The sequence below is a fragment of the Paenibacillus glucanolyticus NBRC 15330 genome (assembly GCF_004000885.1).
Taxonomy (GTDB): domain Bacteria; phylum Bacillota; class Bacilli; order Paenibacillales; family Paenibacillaceae; genus Paenibacillus_AQ; species Paenibacillus_AQ glucanolyticus.
The window spans coordinates 1-14,023 of sequence record NZ_BIMC01000019.1 but is presented as its reverse complement, the minus strand read 5'-3'; the positions used below and the strand labels follow the sequence as shown (position 1 = coordinate 14,023).

The following is a 14,023-nucleotide window of genomic DNA, read 5'->3' as shown; positions in this document are numbered from 1 at the left end:
CCATCAGCCCATTGGATTAAATTTCAATTTTATCTTTGTTTGGTTTAGGTGCATTCGGTTTATTGCTGACATTACGTTTTTTAAGCACAAGCCACAACGGACTCGCAATAAAGATCGAAGAATACGCACCGAAAGCCAAACCGATACAAATCGCCAGCGAGAACATCTGAATCGACTCACCGCCAAGCAAGAGCATGAAGAACGCAGCGATGAATACGGACAAAGCCGTATAAATCGAACGACCGAGCGTCTGGTGCAAACTTTTGTTTACGAGATCTTTTAGATCCGATGATCTTTTAATCTTGGCAAACCTTAAGTTTTCCCGTATCCGGTCAAAGATAACAATCGTATCGTTAATCGAATAACCGATGATTGTCAGAACGGCAATGATGAACGTTAAATCCACTTCCAACCCGAGAATCGAGAAAATACTGATAACCACAAATGCATCATGCAGGAGCGCTACAATCGCTGCAATCGCAAACCGCCATTCAAAGCGAATGCTGACATAGATGATAATCCCGATACATGAGAGAAGTACGGCATATATTGCGTTCCGTCCAAGCTCCTTGGCCATCTCGGGGTCAACCGTATTGATCTCGAATGTTGCCGTGTCATCCAGCTTCTCGATGCCGGATCTCAGCTTCAAATCCTGATCCTCGGTGAGTACCTGGCTGAACCGGATGTTCACACGATCATTACCCGGCGTAACACTTGCATCTTCACCGATCCCTGCTTCTGCTAGCACGGATTCAATCTGCTCCGTTGTCAACGGTTTGGAGAGTGAGATATCCACGTTGGAGCCTGATTGGAAGTCAACCCCGTAGTTAAGCCCTCGAGTCAGGAGAAATACCAACCCCAGAATCGTAATAGCTATGGATAGTATATAGAAAAATCTGCTTTTGCTTACGAAATCGTATTTCTTAAAGCTCACGAATGTCACGCTCCTTTACGCCATAATGGCTCGGTTTGCGGGCCCAACCAATATTCACAAGCAGATTGAGCAAGAAACGGGAGAAATAAACGTTCGTGGCAATACTTACGATAATCTCCAAGATCAATACGAGCGCAAAACCTTTAACCGCACCGGTACCAAACCCGAACATCACAGCGGCAACAAGAATCGTTGTCAAGTTAGAGTCCATAATTGCCCGCAGGGACGACTTACCGCCCGATTTCACTGCGGATGGCACACTCTTACCTGTCTTGATCTCTTCCCGAATACGTTCATAGGTAATGATGTTGGCATCAACGGCCATACCAATACCAAGTATGAATGCCGCGATACCTGGAAGCGTCAAGGTAAAGTCAGCCCATACGAAAATAAGAATCAGCAGCCATGTATGCAAAATGAGTGCAAAACTTGCAAGCAAACCTGGTACACGATATCTAATGATCATGAATAACAGAATCGCAGCAGACGCTATAAGACCTGCTTGCAGCGTTTTAGTAAGAGACTGCATACCGAGTGTTGCCCCTACGCTCTGGGAGTATTTCTCTACCAGTTTCAGTGGCAAAGCACCGAGATTAATCGTATCCCGGATCTGTTTTGCTTCATCTAGGGAGTAATTCCCTGTAATTTGCGCAGTGCCGTCTGTCAATACAGCTCGTACCGTCGGAGCCGACAGAAGTTGGTCATCCATGAAGATAGCGAGCTCTTGACCAAGAAGACGTTCTGTAATTTCAGCGAACTTCCCTTTGTCCTTCACTTTAATATCTATCATAGGCTGATTAAGCGTGTCATAGGCAACCGATGCGCCATTCTCGACAAAATCGTCGCCGCGGAGCTCTATTTTACAAAACTCCTCGCCTTCTTTACAGCCGTCATTGCTTCGGAATGTGAGGTTTGCAGGTTCTTTCATTGTTTTTCGAACTTCGGCCTCATCCGTTACGCCCGCCACTTTCAGGCGAATCCGGTTTGTCCCTTCCGGCGTAACCTCCGGCTCTGACGTTCCCATCGCATCAGCGCGCTTTTGCAAGCTCTTCGCTGTTTCCTGCAGTGCTTCTTTTGTGACTTGCTGACCTTCCATTAATGGCTCGGCTTCATAAAGGATTTCAAATCCACCCTTTAGATCCAAACCAAGACGGACCTCTTTCAACAAGCCTGGAGTTGTAACGGCCATTAAAATAGTGATCACGAGCACGGTTCCAACGAAACTGATAATTCTCTTCATGCCGTCCCTTGTTCCCCCTTTTTACTCAATATTCCTATTATAGCGATGTCATAAAACCCAGTCAATTTATCAAAATTTGTCGGGCTTATGGATGAACCCTTATTCCGCAAGGCAAAAGGGACCTCTCCGATTAATCGAAAGAAGATCCCTTATATGCTGATATTGTCATATAGTTCATTAATGCTGTTGCCTTCAAGGACAGAATGTCGTTGACCAGTTTGTGGAGGGATGGGACGCCTTCCTTCTCATACTTGCTGCTGACACAGTTCCAAATATCATCGCTGGTCACATATTCGTACCCGATCAGATGCATTTCTTCAACTTTGCTCAAGCATACCATCTCAATGGTGCTCATCAATTCTTCCTCGCTCATTTGCTCGAGTTCCATGCATATGGCCTCCTCACTGACTCCCTGTTGTCCCTAAAATACATTCGACATCCTACTTTGCTTTCCTTCTATTCCTACCATGTCCTGAAAAAAAAGTAAAGTCATCAGATGGGACAGGTAGGGCATATCCATAAGAATAGCCATGTTGTGTCATCGTATTCAGTCTTAACCAGGGAGTGGGATGGACAGTGAACAAGCAATCATTTATTAAAGGAACGCTGATCTTACTTGCAGCCGGCATATTAAACCGCCTACTCGGGTTTATTCCCCGTATCGCCCTCCCCCGGATCATTGGACCCGAGGGTGTCGGCATTTACCAGTTGGGGTATCCCTTCTTTATCGTGCTCGTAACTATCATTACGGGCGGAATTCCGCTGGCCATTGCCAAAATGGTTGCTGAAGCCGAAGGAGCCGGGAAGCAGGATGCCTCCAAGCAGATTCTTCATGTAAGCCTTATGCTGACCCTGATAGCAGGTACCCTCTTTACAGGACTCAGTCTGCTGCTTGCTCCTTGGGTAACCGGTGTTCTTTTGCCGGACGAGCGTGTATATCAAACCTTCATCAGCATGACACCCATGCTGATCATCATTGCCGTTTCGTCCGTGTATCGAGGATACTTCCAAGGAAAACAAAACATGATTCCCTCCGCAAGCTCCTCTGTGATCGAGACGATTGTCCGAATTATTTGCATGCTGTGGTTTGCCCATCTGTTGATGCCCAAAGGTATCGCATACGGCGCGGCAGGAGCCATGCTCGGCACAGCTGTCGGAGAGCTGATCGGGATGATTGCACTGCTGCTGCAATATTCTGGTGAGGGACGCAGAACCAACAAACTGATGCCGAGATCACCACAAGAGGCAATCACGGCACCGATTGTGAAGGAAACGCCCCCCACCAATAAAGGCATCCTGAAACGTTTATTCGGTATCGCTTTACCCGTCACCGGCGGTAAAATGGTTGGCTCCTTCTCTTACTTGCTGGAGACCATTCTGACGAATCGCAGTCTGGCCATGGCAGGTATTGCGACATCCGTAGCTACCGCCCAGTATGGAGCTCTCCAGGGCATGATTATCCCGCTTCTGCTATTGCCCGGTGCCCTGACCGTCTCTCTCGCCATTTCCCTTGTTCCTTCACTCTCAGAAGCAGCCGCGCGTAATGATCGGGCTACCATACACAAACGGATGAACCAATCCCTTCGGCTTGCCCTTGTCTCAGGCGCTCCCTTTGCTATCCTCATGTTTGTTTTGGCCGAGCCGCTATGTCTGCTGTTATACGACAATAGCGAGATTAGCGATATGCTCAAAATCATGGCGCCCTTCGCTTTGTTTTTGTACGTGCAGTCCCCCCTGCAAGCTGCACTGCAGGTACTCGACCGACCAGGTCGTGCTCTATTGAATACTCTGGTCGGAGCTATCATCAAAATGAGCCTCATCGTTTATTTGGCATCCAATCCGGCCTTCGGCATCAAGGGTGCCGTGATCGCCATCATCGTAAACAGCATCGCTGTCACTTTGCTGCATGGATTTAGCCTGTCGAGACTGATCGGCTTTCGGTTCCGCCTGCTTGATTATGTGAAAATCGGAGCCGTTATGATCATTATGGGCGCCTGTGTTCTGTATGGCTATAAACATCTTCCGTTTGCATCCTTACCGTGGCTGCAATTCCTGGCCTCTGCGACGGTTGGAGTCATGGTCTATTTGATCGTTATTTTTATGACCAGGCTGGTCACTCCTCGTGACCTGGAGCGTGTTCCCGTCGTTGGTTCCTGGTTCAGCCGATTGAGCCGCCGTTAATCCCGATTCTTGCGGTCAATGTAAATACGTCCTTTATGGTCAATCGAGCACAAAAATATATCTTTAAAATCTTTGGCACCATGATTTTGAATCTCGTTTTTAAGCCAGAATCGTGTTTTTTCAATTAATTCCAGATTTTCGTCCTGTACCTTTCCATCCAGTATAAGCGGAATGGGAAGCCCTTCGTACGTAATTTTGTGGTATGGAATATCGACGACGGTTGGATCTACTTCCTTGGATGTGGATTTGGATGAAGAAGAACCGGAAGAATTTGCGGAACTCGGGGTCTCTGATGAACTTGAAGAGTGGCTGCTGCTGTTGGAGCTATTCGAACTGCTGTCAGCATCCTTTGGAATGACGGTGAGCTGGCCGGAAGTTTCGAGAATCGCAAACTCCACATCCGCCAGGCTGTCGATGTCTTTGCCTCTTAGCTGCTGCATCAAATCATCCAGATTATAGCGCAATTTTGTCATCTCTTTGCGGTGCAGCTTGCCACGGGACACCAATACGCTTGGCCTTCCGTCTGCAAACAGGCGTATCTTTCGATTCTTCAAGCCAATGTAAGCAAGCCCTACCTGAATGCCCACCAGAACGGCGATAGGAGCAAGCCCTTCCCAAATCGGTTTATTGACATCTTCCAGTACAAAAACGGCAATTTCAGCGATCATGATGGATATGACCAAATCGAAGATGGACAGCTTTCCGATTTCCCTTTTGCCCATGATTCGCATGGTGACAAAAATGACCACATACATCAGAATGGTCCGCAGAATCAGAATAGTCATATGAGACATAAACAATCCCTCCCTAGCTTGTCGAACATTCTCATGTACAGCTATTCTGGCCTGCTGCACCTCTTCCCATTCGATTACAATTGCTTAATTAATGGTAATCATGCAAAACCGGTTGCAAAATGTTCAGTTTGTACTATATGTACAGGCTTGGCCATACAATGTTTAATAATCAAGATTAGTTAAGGGGGACGATTCATGGAACCAATCCGACGAGTATTTACCTTTAGGATCTCCAATCCGATTCTTTCAGGTCTTTTGTATTCTTTTTTCTGGATGTTTCTGGGTGCACTGGCTTTATCACTGCTGCTATGGAGCAGCGGGCTGGCTGAAGACGACTTATCCTTTTATACGTTTCTCGTACATGCTATCGCAGCGTTTATCGGTGGATGTGTAAGCGGGAAGCGAGCAGGAAACAAAGGCTGGTATTACGGCTGCCTCACAGGGCTGTTATACGGCGTTACACTGCTCGTCATTGGCTTTCTTGCCCTGGATAGCTCCTTGTCTCTTGGAGACTTGACACTGATTGCCATGGTTTTTGCTGCTGGCGCAATCGGGGGAATGTTCGGGGTCAATTTGAAGAAATAACACACTTCCTAAATCTTCCATGAACAGTCCATTGCTACACTTTTACTCACAAAAAAAACAAAGGCCGATTCCATCAGGAACCGGCCTTTGTTATGGCTGTCATATCTTCACGATTACATCCCATATGTAGGTGAGACGTGATTATGCATCCGTGCTTACACTGTGGCTGATCGAGTTGCGGTCGAACGTCAACTTCGTTACATCGTTCACTTTCAAGACCACAATATCGTCGGTAATCTCCACGATCGTGCCGTGAAGTCCTCCAATTGTTACCACTTTGTCGCCTTTGGACAAGGCGCTAAGCATTGCGTTTCTAGTCTTCTGTTTCTTCTGCTGTGGACGAATAAGCAGGAAATAGAAGATAACAAACATCAATACGAATGGCAAGATCAGACCTAATATGTTGCCACTGCCGCCATTCGCCGCTGCTGCTAAATCAAAAGTTTCTATCATATCTTTCCCCCCTTTCATAAAACTTATCATGATGGCCATGATTTTAATTTAAAACCCTTTTTTATTATCATGTAGGCCGTACTTATCAAAAAACTCATCGCGGAAATCAAGCAGACGGTCTTCCATAATACTCTGGCGTACGCCCCGCATCAAATTGAGCAGGAAATGCAGATTATGATACGTCGTCAATCTCATTCCGAACGTTTCATCGCTCTTGATCAGATGACGCAAATAAGCACGCGAGTAGTTACGGCAAGTGTAGCAGTCGCATTCCGGATCCAGCGGTCCGTAATCCCTGGCATATTGAGCATTTCGAACGACAAGACGGCCTTGACTTGTCATCGTTGTCCCGTTGCGGGCAATCCGAGTCGGAAGCACGCAATCGAACATATCCACACCACGAATCGAGCCCTCAATCAACGCATCGGGTGATCCGACTCCCATCAAATAGCGAGGCTTATTGTTCGGCAGCAGGGGTACCGTGTGATCCAGCACTTCATACATCAGCTGCTTCGATTCTCCCACACTAAGTCCACCAATAGCATAACCCGGGAAATCCATGGAAGTCAAATCCCGGGCGCTCTGGCGGCGCAGATCCTCATGCATGCCTCCCTGGACGATCGCGAACAGGGCTTGATCTTCCGGTCTGGCATGACTCTTAAGGCAGCGTTCAGCCCAGCGGGAAGTACGCTCAGTGGATTGTTTCACATATTCGTACTCCGCAGGATAAGGCGGGCATTCATCAAAGGCCATCATAATATCAGATCCCAGCGCGTTCTGAATCTCCATGGCAACCTCGGGAGAGATGAACAGTTTATCACCGTTCAGATGGGAACGGAAATGTACGCCTTCCTCCGTTATTTTCCTCATTTCTGCCAAGCTGAATACCTGAAAGCCGCCGCTGTCGGTCAAGATCGGCCGGTCCCAGTTCATGAATTTGTGAAGTCCGCCTGCTTCCTTGACGATGTCATGCCCGGGACGAAGAAAGAGATGATAGGTATTACTCAAAATAATGTGAGCATCCATGGCTTTGAGTTCTTCCGGGCTCATGGTTTTTACGGTTGCCAATGTTCCGACCGGCATAAAAGTCGGTGTATCGATCACACCGTGAGGAGTGTGCACCCTGCCAAGCCTAGCGCCTGATTGTTTGCACGTTTTAATATGTTCATACGTAACAGCTGCTGCCATTGTGATTACCAACCTCCGAAGTTAATAGATAAACATAGCGTCGCCAAAGCTGAAGAAGCGGTACTTGTCTTCAACTGCTTCCTTGTACGCTTTCATAATGTGTTCACGTCCAGCCAGCGCACTGACCAGCATAACCAGCGTGGATTTGGGAAGATGGAAATTCGTGATCAGTGCATCCACGACCGTAAACGAATACCCGGGATAGATAAAAATACTTGTCCAGCCGCTGCTCTCCCGGAGAGGCTCGCCGTTCATCTGTGAGCCTACCGTTTCCAGCGTTCGGCATGAGGTCGTTCCAACAGCTATGACCCGGCCGCCGCGCCGCTTCGTTTCATTAAGCAGATCTGCCGTCTCCTGAGAGAGAGAATAATACTCTTCATGCATGACATGATCCTCGACCACATCCACGGACATCGGACGGAATGTTCCCAGTCCCACATGCAGGGTGATGAAGGCGATGTCCACCCCCTTGGCACGGATCTGTTCCAGGAGTGCCTCTGTGAAGTGAAGGCCTGCTGTCGGTGCAGCTGCGGATCCTTCGTGCTTCGCGTATACGGTCTGATAACGATCCCGGTCATCCAACTTCTCTTTAATATAAGGCGGGAGCGGCATTTGACCCAGCTCATCCAGAATCTCCTGAAAAATCCCTTTATAAGAGAAGGAAAGGGTGCGCGCACCCATCTCTCCTTCCTCCTCAATAACCGCTTTTAATTTGCCATCACCAAAGGAAATCACATTTCCCTTTTTCAACTTCTTGCCGGGTTTCACCAGTGCTTCCCATCGGTCTTGCCCCATACTCTTCAGCAGAAGGACCTCTGCCTTGGCACCGGTATCTTCCTTTTCGCCGAACAATCGTGCAGGAATCACCTTCGTATCATTTAATACAAGCGTGTCTCCCGCATTCAGGCTGTCTATGATATCTGCGAACGTTTGATGATTGATTTGCCCGCTCTCTTTGTTAAGGGTGAGAAGTCTTGACGAACTTCGATCAAGCAGCGGTGTCTGCGCAATCAATTGTTCGGGTAATTCAAAATCATACAAATCTACATTCATGTCGGTCAGTCCTTCGTAATAATCGTGTTGCGGTAATAGTGTTGGAGTATCTGCTTATAATCATACCCTTCATCGGCCATTCCTTTGGCACCCCACTGCGACATGCCGAGTCCATGACCGAAGCCTTTGCCGGTAAATTTGAAGCCGGAAGAGTTCTCGATTACACGTGCTTTCCCTGTTCCATTCATCACAACGGTCCCGGAGCCTCTAACATTTCCGTTTCCGCTTCCAGAGATGACCGATACCGTTTGACCGCTTGAAACCGTTGATACCGCACCATTCGCGCTCAATACAGTATAACTTCCGGTCGATTCAATATCAAACAGCGTGCTTGGCAGACCGTTGAAAGCAGAGCGGAACATATCCGGATATTTGACGTCCAGCACTTGTCCATTAGCTTTAATCGTAAGGGCACGCCCGGATGGGCCTCGCTCCGTTACATCCAATGAAGAAATAGAGGCTGGCAGGCTGTTAGTTGTTTTTCCTTTTAGAGAGGCCAGCAATTCGTCTGAAGTATAAGGACCGCGAACCCAATCATAACTGTTGGACTCCGCCACCTTTTCAAGAATAACGGCAGTGTCTCCCGGATTCATCTTGCCCACAGGCTCAACGTTCGATTGGATTAACGGCAATTGCCGCACATTCGTATCCTTGGAAGTGACGGTCATGTACAGAAGCCCTGCCGAGGTTTTATTGCCGGTTTCTTTTGCATTGTCCTCACGGACATAACCGGTAACCCCGCTCGGAAGGAGCACATGATACCATGACTTGAGCGCAGCTTGGGACGAAGAATCCCCTGGGCTTTCCACTGCTGTAAACAGATCGTTCCGGTTTCCCCATACCTCAGTGGAGTCCGCCGTCATCCCCCCGCTGTTGGAGGAAAATACGGTTTCCACGAGCTTGCCGTCCTTCAAAACAACTTCGCCTTCAGTGGCATCTACAGCCTGAATAATGCTGACATACTCATAGGCTGTTCCATAATAGGCTTGGCTTAATGTTGTATCCACCACATGTGCTACTTCAAACTTGCTGCCTTGGAATAGAGCATAACTGCGCGCTGCAACGGCTTGAGCTTTCAGAGCCTCTGCTCCCCAGGAAGACGGCACTTCGGCGCCGACAACGGAATACAGGTACTGCTGGAACGGCAATTCATTCACAAGATAGAGTTGGCCGTTCTTTTGCCCGATCTCAAATGTCCCTCGATAAGAACGATCCGTGCGCTCTTTCACATTTGTTGCAGCCCCTGTCTTCCCTTCCAGGCGCAGTGTGGACTGAGCGCCCGCCAACATGTAATGCTGTGTTTCTTGAGGGGTTGCCAGGTTCAGGCTGACATCGCGTCTCAGAATCAGTCCTGAAGTATTAGCATCCTGTTCGACAAGTGCAGCAGAAACTTTTCCCGCTTCCTGTTTGATTGCTGCCAAATCCGATGTGTTCGCGGCTTCCCCTACCCATACCTCATAAGTAGAAGCTCCTCCCGCCGGCACCAGCACGTTGAATGCATCAATGCCTGCATCCGCAAACGATTTACGAACCGTCTCCGCCTGGGCTTCTGAGCCATACGATCCAGCCGACAGATGCAATCCGCCTTTGACGGAAGGGGTCTGTCCGTTCAGATGAGCAGCCGCAGTCTTTGCTGTTCTCGCTGCTGCTTCAATAGCTGATTTCTCGGTTCCATACATACCGGCATACAATTTATATACCTTGCCATCAATAAACAGCATCGGTTTGTCGCTCGTGCCCTGCAGCTTCTTCGCTGCTTCTGAAGCTGTTTTCCAATCCGTTGTCTCAAGCACCTTGACGCGGTATGTATCCACACTCATCCGAACCTGCTGATTGGCAGGAATATTTACGAGTGTTTCCAGAGTGCCAGCAGCAAGCATTGAAGCCGTTAAAGCTTCCATGGATTGCAGAGTAACTGCATTCGTTGTTGACTTATACTGACTTCCCAGATCCAAAAACATCGCGACTCGTATCGTATCCAATGAAGGAGCAGCCGCATGCACGGCTGGTGCGCTCCATACACTTCCTGCAATTGTCAGTGCCAAGAATCCTTTTGCGGACCAGCGGAATAATGATTTCGTCCAGTTCCTATCCATTTGCGTCTTTCCTCCTGTAGCTATTAGGATGTAGTATGAATTTCATGACTCTATAAACTAACGGCGGTCCTCCGGAAAAGGAATGCCTAAATGTTGATATGCTGTGGGAGTAACGACCCTGCCTCGCGGTGTCCGCTGCAAAAAGCCAATCTGCAAGAGATACGGTTCATACACATCTTCAATCGTTTGACTCTCTTCTCCGATCGTTGCCGCAATCGTATCCAGACCCACTGGCCCGCCTCGGAAACTTCGAATCATAGCATTAAGCATTTTATGATCGATAAAATCCAGACCCATCGGGTCAATCTGGAGCATCTTCAAAGCCTCTTGAGCAATGGCTGGTGTTATCATCCCATCGCCGCGAACCTGGGCGTAATCACGTACACGCTTCAAGAGCCGGTTAGCGATACGAGGCGTCCCCCTCGATCTCAGGGCAATCTCGTCAGCGGCATCACCTAGTATCTCGATCCCCAAGAGATCCGCATTGCGTGACACGATGTAACTTAGCTCGTCCACCGTATAGAATTCCAACCGGCTAACCACTCCAAAACGGTCCCTAAGCGGCGCAGAGAGCAGCCCAGCCCTGGTTGTGGCGCCTATTAACGTGAACGGCGGCAGATCCAGACGCACCGAGCGTGCGCTTGGCCCTTTGCCAATCATAATATCCAGCGCAAAATCCTCCATGGCCGGATACATCACTTCCTCTACCGTCCGGTGCAGGCGATGGATCTCATCAATAAACAAGACATCCCCTTCCTGCAGATTGGTAAGAAGTGCAGCCAAATCTCCCGGTCGTTCGATTGCCGGACCGGACGTCGTCCGTAGATTAACACCAAGCTCATTGGCAATAATATTAGCCAGGGTCGTTTTGCCAAGCCCCGGTGGACCGTACAATAACACGTGATCAAGCGCTTCGTTGCGCATTTTTGCAGCTTCGATATATACCTTGAGATTTTCCTTAACCTGATTCTGTCCTATATATTCAGCCAAATAACGCGGACGCAAACTAAGCTCGACAGCCTGTTCGTCCATCATCAGATTGGCGGAAATAATTCGATCGTCCATCTACAAAACTCCTTTCCTGCAGCGATTTCTCTATCTAACCGGCAAATAGCTGCTGCAGCGCCCGTTTCATCAGCACATCGACGGATTCACCGCTGGCCCCAGAATCCTTAATCTTGAGCCAGACCTTGTCCAGTTCACTATCCGTGTAACCCAGAGCCTTCAATCCCTCGCGAGCCTCTGACCATGCCGAACCATCATTCTCCGCTTCCGGTTCCTGTATTGCAAAAAGTCCTGTCATCATCGTCGCATTGCCGAATCCTTCGAGTTTATCCTTAAGATCCAGAATCATGCGCTGCGCTGTTTTCTTACCGATTCCTGGCAGTTTGACGAGAAAGGATACGTTCTCCTGATAGATCGCTGAAACAACATGGTCCGGAGACCCCCCACCCAAAATGCCAAGGGCCACGCGCGGTCCGATCCCCGAAACCTCAATGAGTTTACGGAATAATTTTTGCTCCTCCCTTGACGGGAAGCCAAACAATAGGATCGCATCATCACGCACATGATGGTGTGTATACACCGTCACTGTCCCTTCGGTTTTCGCAAAAGCATACGGATTCGGGCAGAACACGCGGTATCCGACTCCCTGAACATCCAGTACAATATATTCACTTTCTAAGTGGACAACCTGTCCCCGTAAAAAATCGATCATTTTCGCAATACCTCATTTAACATGGAATTAAGTGTATATGAATGCGCATGACAAATCGCTACCGCCAATGCATCTGCCACATCGTCAGGTTTAGGGATGCTCTGCAGCTTCAGGAACATCCTGACCATCTCCTGAACTTGTTTCTTCTCTGCCTTGCCATAACCGACGATCGCCTGCTTCACCTGCATCGGTGTATACTCTGCAATCGGAAGTCCCCGCTGGATGGCAGCAAGAATGAGAACACCTCTGGCTTGGGATACCGACATGGCCGTCGTTACATTGCGGTTAAAGAACAATTTCTCAAATGCCACAGCCTCAGGCTCGTATTTATCAATAAGCTGCTGCATGCCTTCATATACATGAAGCAGCCTCTCCTCATCCGGTGTATGGGCTTCCGTCTGGATGCAGCCATACTGCACCGGAGTCACCTTGCTCCCAACCTTATCTACAAACCCGAAACCCACAATCGCAATCCCCGGGTCGATCCCTAAAATACGCAAAACCAATCTCTCCTCTGATGAAGCGAACATATGTATCGTTCTCTCATTATAACAAAAGATCGACTTCAGTTGAGGAAAAACTTTAAACCTTTGATTAGCCGTAATATAACTTTCATATTTGCTCTCTCCGGCTGTCCCGGAAACGCAAAAAACTGCCCGAATGATTCGGGCAGTTTTTTATCTTAATTCGGCAAATACGAAAACAGAAACTACTTAAGGGCTTGGCTTCATGACATTCTCGGCCATATCCCGAGCGTAGTCGCTAAAGGTTGACAGTACACTGTTATACTCTTCAATGTCCTGAATACGAATACCGTCTTCTAATTGCTTAATGACATCCTTAGGCAAAGAAGACTCCATCGAACCGACATCGAGCTGAAAAAAGGTTCGCATGACCTTCTCCTCTTCCGGCGGACCATCAAACAGCGTTAAATTGCCTTTGGAATCGACGCTAATATATGCTTGTCTCTTACAAGCTGGCGAAAGATCTGAAATGGTTTGCTCCAGCCAGACTTCGCCTTTATCATCCAACCGTCCCTGCCATAAAGGATTTTTATTCATCAATTCATAAATACCGTCTGCCGTGAGCCGTCCCAAATCTTGTTCTTCGGTGCCACACACATACGTTATGCGAACGTGAACATGTTTCTTACCCTTTGACGTATTCAACTTCTGCATGAATTCCCTTTGATCCTCTATGCGCTCTTCCTGCTTGTCGTCTTCAATCTTCAGGTAGTGCATCGTTTCCACAGCCAGTGGTGTTTCATCTGATGTAGCCGTGAGCAGCTTCTTCATCTGATCTTTTATATTCTGGCCGGACCATATCACGACACCTGCGATCAGAACGATCGCACAAGACCAAATGGCGCGTCTCCAGCGTCTCCAGCGTTTTCTGAACAGTTTCTTGAAAAAATGAAAAACACTCAAGGTAATCCCCTTCTATTCAATGTTTTTCATATTGTGACCGGGACACTGCCAAATTATTCAGCAGAGCATTTATAATTAGAATTATTTTCTACCTGCAACAAAGAAAGACTGCTTTCAGATCATCTGAAAGCAGTCTTTCTATTTGAATCGGGATGACACGATTTGAACATGCGACCCCCTGGTCCCAAACCAGGTGCTCTACCAAGCTGAGCTACATCCCGTTAATAAATGCCGGTGAAGGGACTCGAACCCCCACGGTTTCCCTCACGATTTTGAGTCGCGCGCGTCTGCCAATTCCGCCACACCGGCATAATGAAATTTCGTATGAATCAAATATTTTAATAGTTTTTTTAAG

General features: G+C 48.1%; 14 protein-coding genes and 2 tRNA genes. 2 read left to right on the top strand and 14 right to left on the bottom strand.

Annotation, left to right across the window (positions count from 1 at the left end):
* Window positions 1–16: 16 nt before the first annotated feature.
* From secF to PGL02S_RS22055, 3 genes are all read right to left on the bottom strand, one after another.
* Window positions 17–934: a protein translocase subunit SecF gene (secF, locus tag PGL02S_RS22065; protein ID WP_006208843.1), complete on the bottom strand. Its 918-nt coding sequence runs from the start codon at window positions 932–934 to the stop codon at window positions 17–19.
* On the bottom strand, window positions 924–2,174 hold the full coding sequence (secD, locus tag PGL02S_RS22060) for a protein translocase subunit SecD (RefSeq protein WP_006208842.1): 1,251 nt from the start codon (window positions 2,172–2,174) through the stop codon (window positions 924–926). Before secD ends, secF begins: the two co-directional genes overlap by 11 nt.
* Window positions 2,175–2,304: 130 nt before the next feature.
* Window positions 2,305–2,562, bottom strand: a complete 258-nt coding sequence (locus tag PGL02S_RS22055; RefSeq protein WP_006208841.1) for a post-transcriptional regulator — start codon at window positions 2,560–2,562, stop codon at window positions 2,305–2,307.
* Window positions 2,563–2,750: 188 nt separating this feature from the next.
* Here PGL02S_RS22055 and spoVB point away from each other — a divergent pair, with 188 nt between their 5' ends.
* Window positions 2,751–4,355: a stage V sporulation protein B gene (gene spoVB / locus PGL02S_RS22050; RefSeq protein ID WP_036644836.1), complete on the top strand. Its 1,605-nt coding sequence runs from the start codon at window positions 2,751–2,753 to the stop codon at window positions 4,353–4,355.
* Here the strand turns inward: spoVB and PGL02S_RS22045 are convergent.
* Window positions 4,352–5,149 (bottom strand): DUF421 domain-containing protein, encoded by a 798-nt coding sequence (locus tag PGL02S_RS22045; protein WP_006208839.1) that lies wholly within the window; start codon window positions 5,147–5,149, stop codon window positions 4,352–4,354. The two genes, spoVB and PGL02S_RS22045, sit on opposite strands and share 4 nt — an antisense overlap.
* A 195-nt stretch (window positions 5,150–5,344) precedes the next feature.
* On the opposite strand from PGL02S_RS22045, the gene PGL02S_RS22040 reads away from it, so the two are divergent.
* The gene (locus PGL02S_RS22040) at window positions 5,345–5,734 is read left to right on the top strand and encodes a TIGR04086 family membrane protein (RefSeq protein WP_006208838.1); all 390 of its coding nucleotides are present in this window, start codon (window positions 5,345–5,347) and stop codon (window positions 5,732–5,734) included.
* A gap of 141 nt (window positions 5,735–5,875) precedes the next feature.
* On the opposite strand, the gene yajC is transcribed toward PGL02S_RS22040, so the two are convergent.
* The 10 genes from yajC to PGL02S_RS21990 form a co-directional block, all read right to left on the bottom strand.
* A complete protein-coding gene (yajC, locus tag PGL02S_RS22035) occupies window positions 5,876–6,187 on the bottom strand; it encodes a preprotein translocase subunit YajC (RefSeq protein WP_036644838.1) in 312 nt (103 codons plus the stop codon).
* A 48-nt stretch (window positions 6,188–6,235) separates the two neighbouring features.
* Window positions 6,236–7,375 (bottom strand): tRNA guanosine(34) transglycosylase Tgt, encoded by a 1,140-nt coding sequence (gene tgt, locus PGL02S_RS22030; protein WP_006208836.1) that lies wholly within the window; start codon window positions 7,373–7,375, stop codon window positions 6,236–6,238.
* Between the two features lie 21 nt (window positions 7,376–7,396).
* Entirely contained in the window at window positions 7,397–8,428 is a 1,032-nt protein-coding gene (gene queA / locus PGL02S_RS22025; protein ID WP_006208835.1) for a tRNA preQ1(34) S-adenosylmethionine ribosyltransferase-isomerase QueA, read from the bottom strand.
* Window positions 8,429–8,433: 5 nt separating this feature from the next.
* On the bottom strand, window positions 8,434–10,524 hold the full coding sequence (locus PGL02S_RS22020; RefSeq protein ID WP_036644840.1) for a SpoIID/LytB domain-containing protein: 2,091 nt from the start codon (window positions 10,522–10,524) through the stop codon (window positions 8,434–8,436).
* A gap of 57 nt (window positions 10,525–10,581) precedes the next feature.
* Window positions 10,582–11,589, bottom strand: coding sequence for a Holliday junction branch migration DNA helicase RuvB (gene ruvB, locus PGL02S_RS22015; protein WP_006208833.1), 1,008 nt, complete (start codon window positions 11,587–11,589; stop codon window positions 10,582–10,584).
* A gap of 34 nt (window positions 11,590–11,623) precedes the next feature.
* The gene (ruvA, locus tag PGL02S_RS22010) at window positions 11,624–12,241 is read right to left on the bottom strand and encodes a Holliday junction branch migration protein RuvA (RefSeq protein WP_036644842.1); all 618 of its coding nucleotides are present in this window, start codon (window positions 12,239–12,241) and stop codon (window positions 11,624–11,626) included.
* Window positions 12,238–12,741, bottom strand: coding sequence for a crossover junction endodeoxyribonuclease RuvC (gene ruvC / locus PGL02S_RS22005; protein WP_036644844.1), 504 nt, complete (start codon window positions 12,739–12,741; stop codon window positions 12,238–12,240). The genes ruvA and ruvC overlap by 4 nt, the downstream gene beginning before the upstream one ends.
* A 213-nt stretch (window positions 12,742–12,954) precedes the next feature.
* Window positions 12,955–13,668: a BofC C-terminal domain-containing protein gene (locus PGL02S_RS22000; RefSeq protein WP_036644846.1), complete on the bottom strand. Its 714-nt coding sequence runs from the start codon at window positions 13,666–13,668 to the stop codon at window positions 12,955–12,957.
* A gap of 147 nt (window positions 13,669–13,815) precedes the next feature.
* Window positions 13,816–13,889 (bottom strand) — tRNA-Pro (locus PGL02S_RS21995).
* 8 nt (window positions 13,890–13,897) lie between these two features.
* A tRNA-Leu gene (locus tag PGL02S_RS21990) sits at window positions 13,898–13,977 on the bottom strand.
* Between the last annotated feature and the right edge of the window lie 46 nt (window positions 13,978–14,023).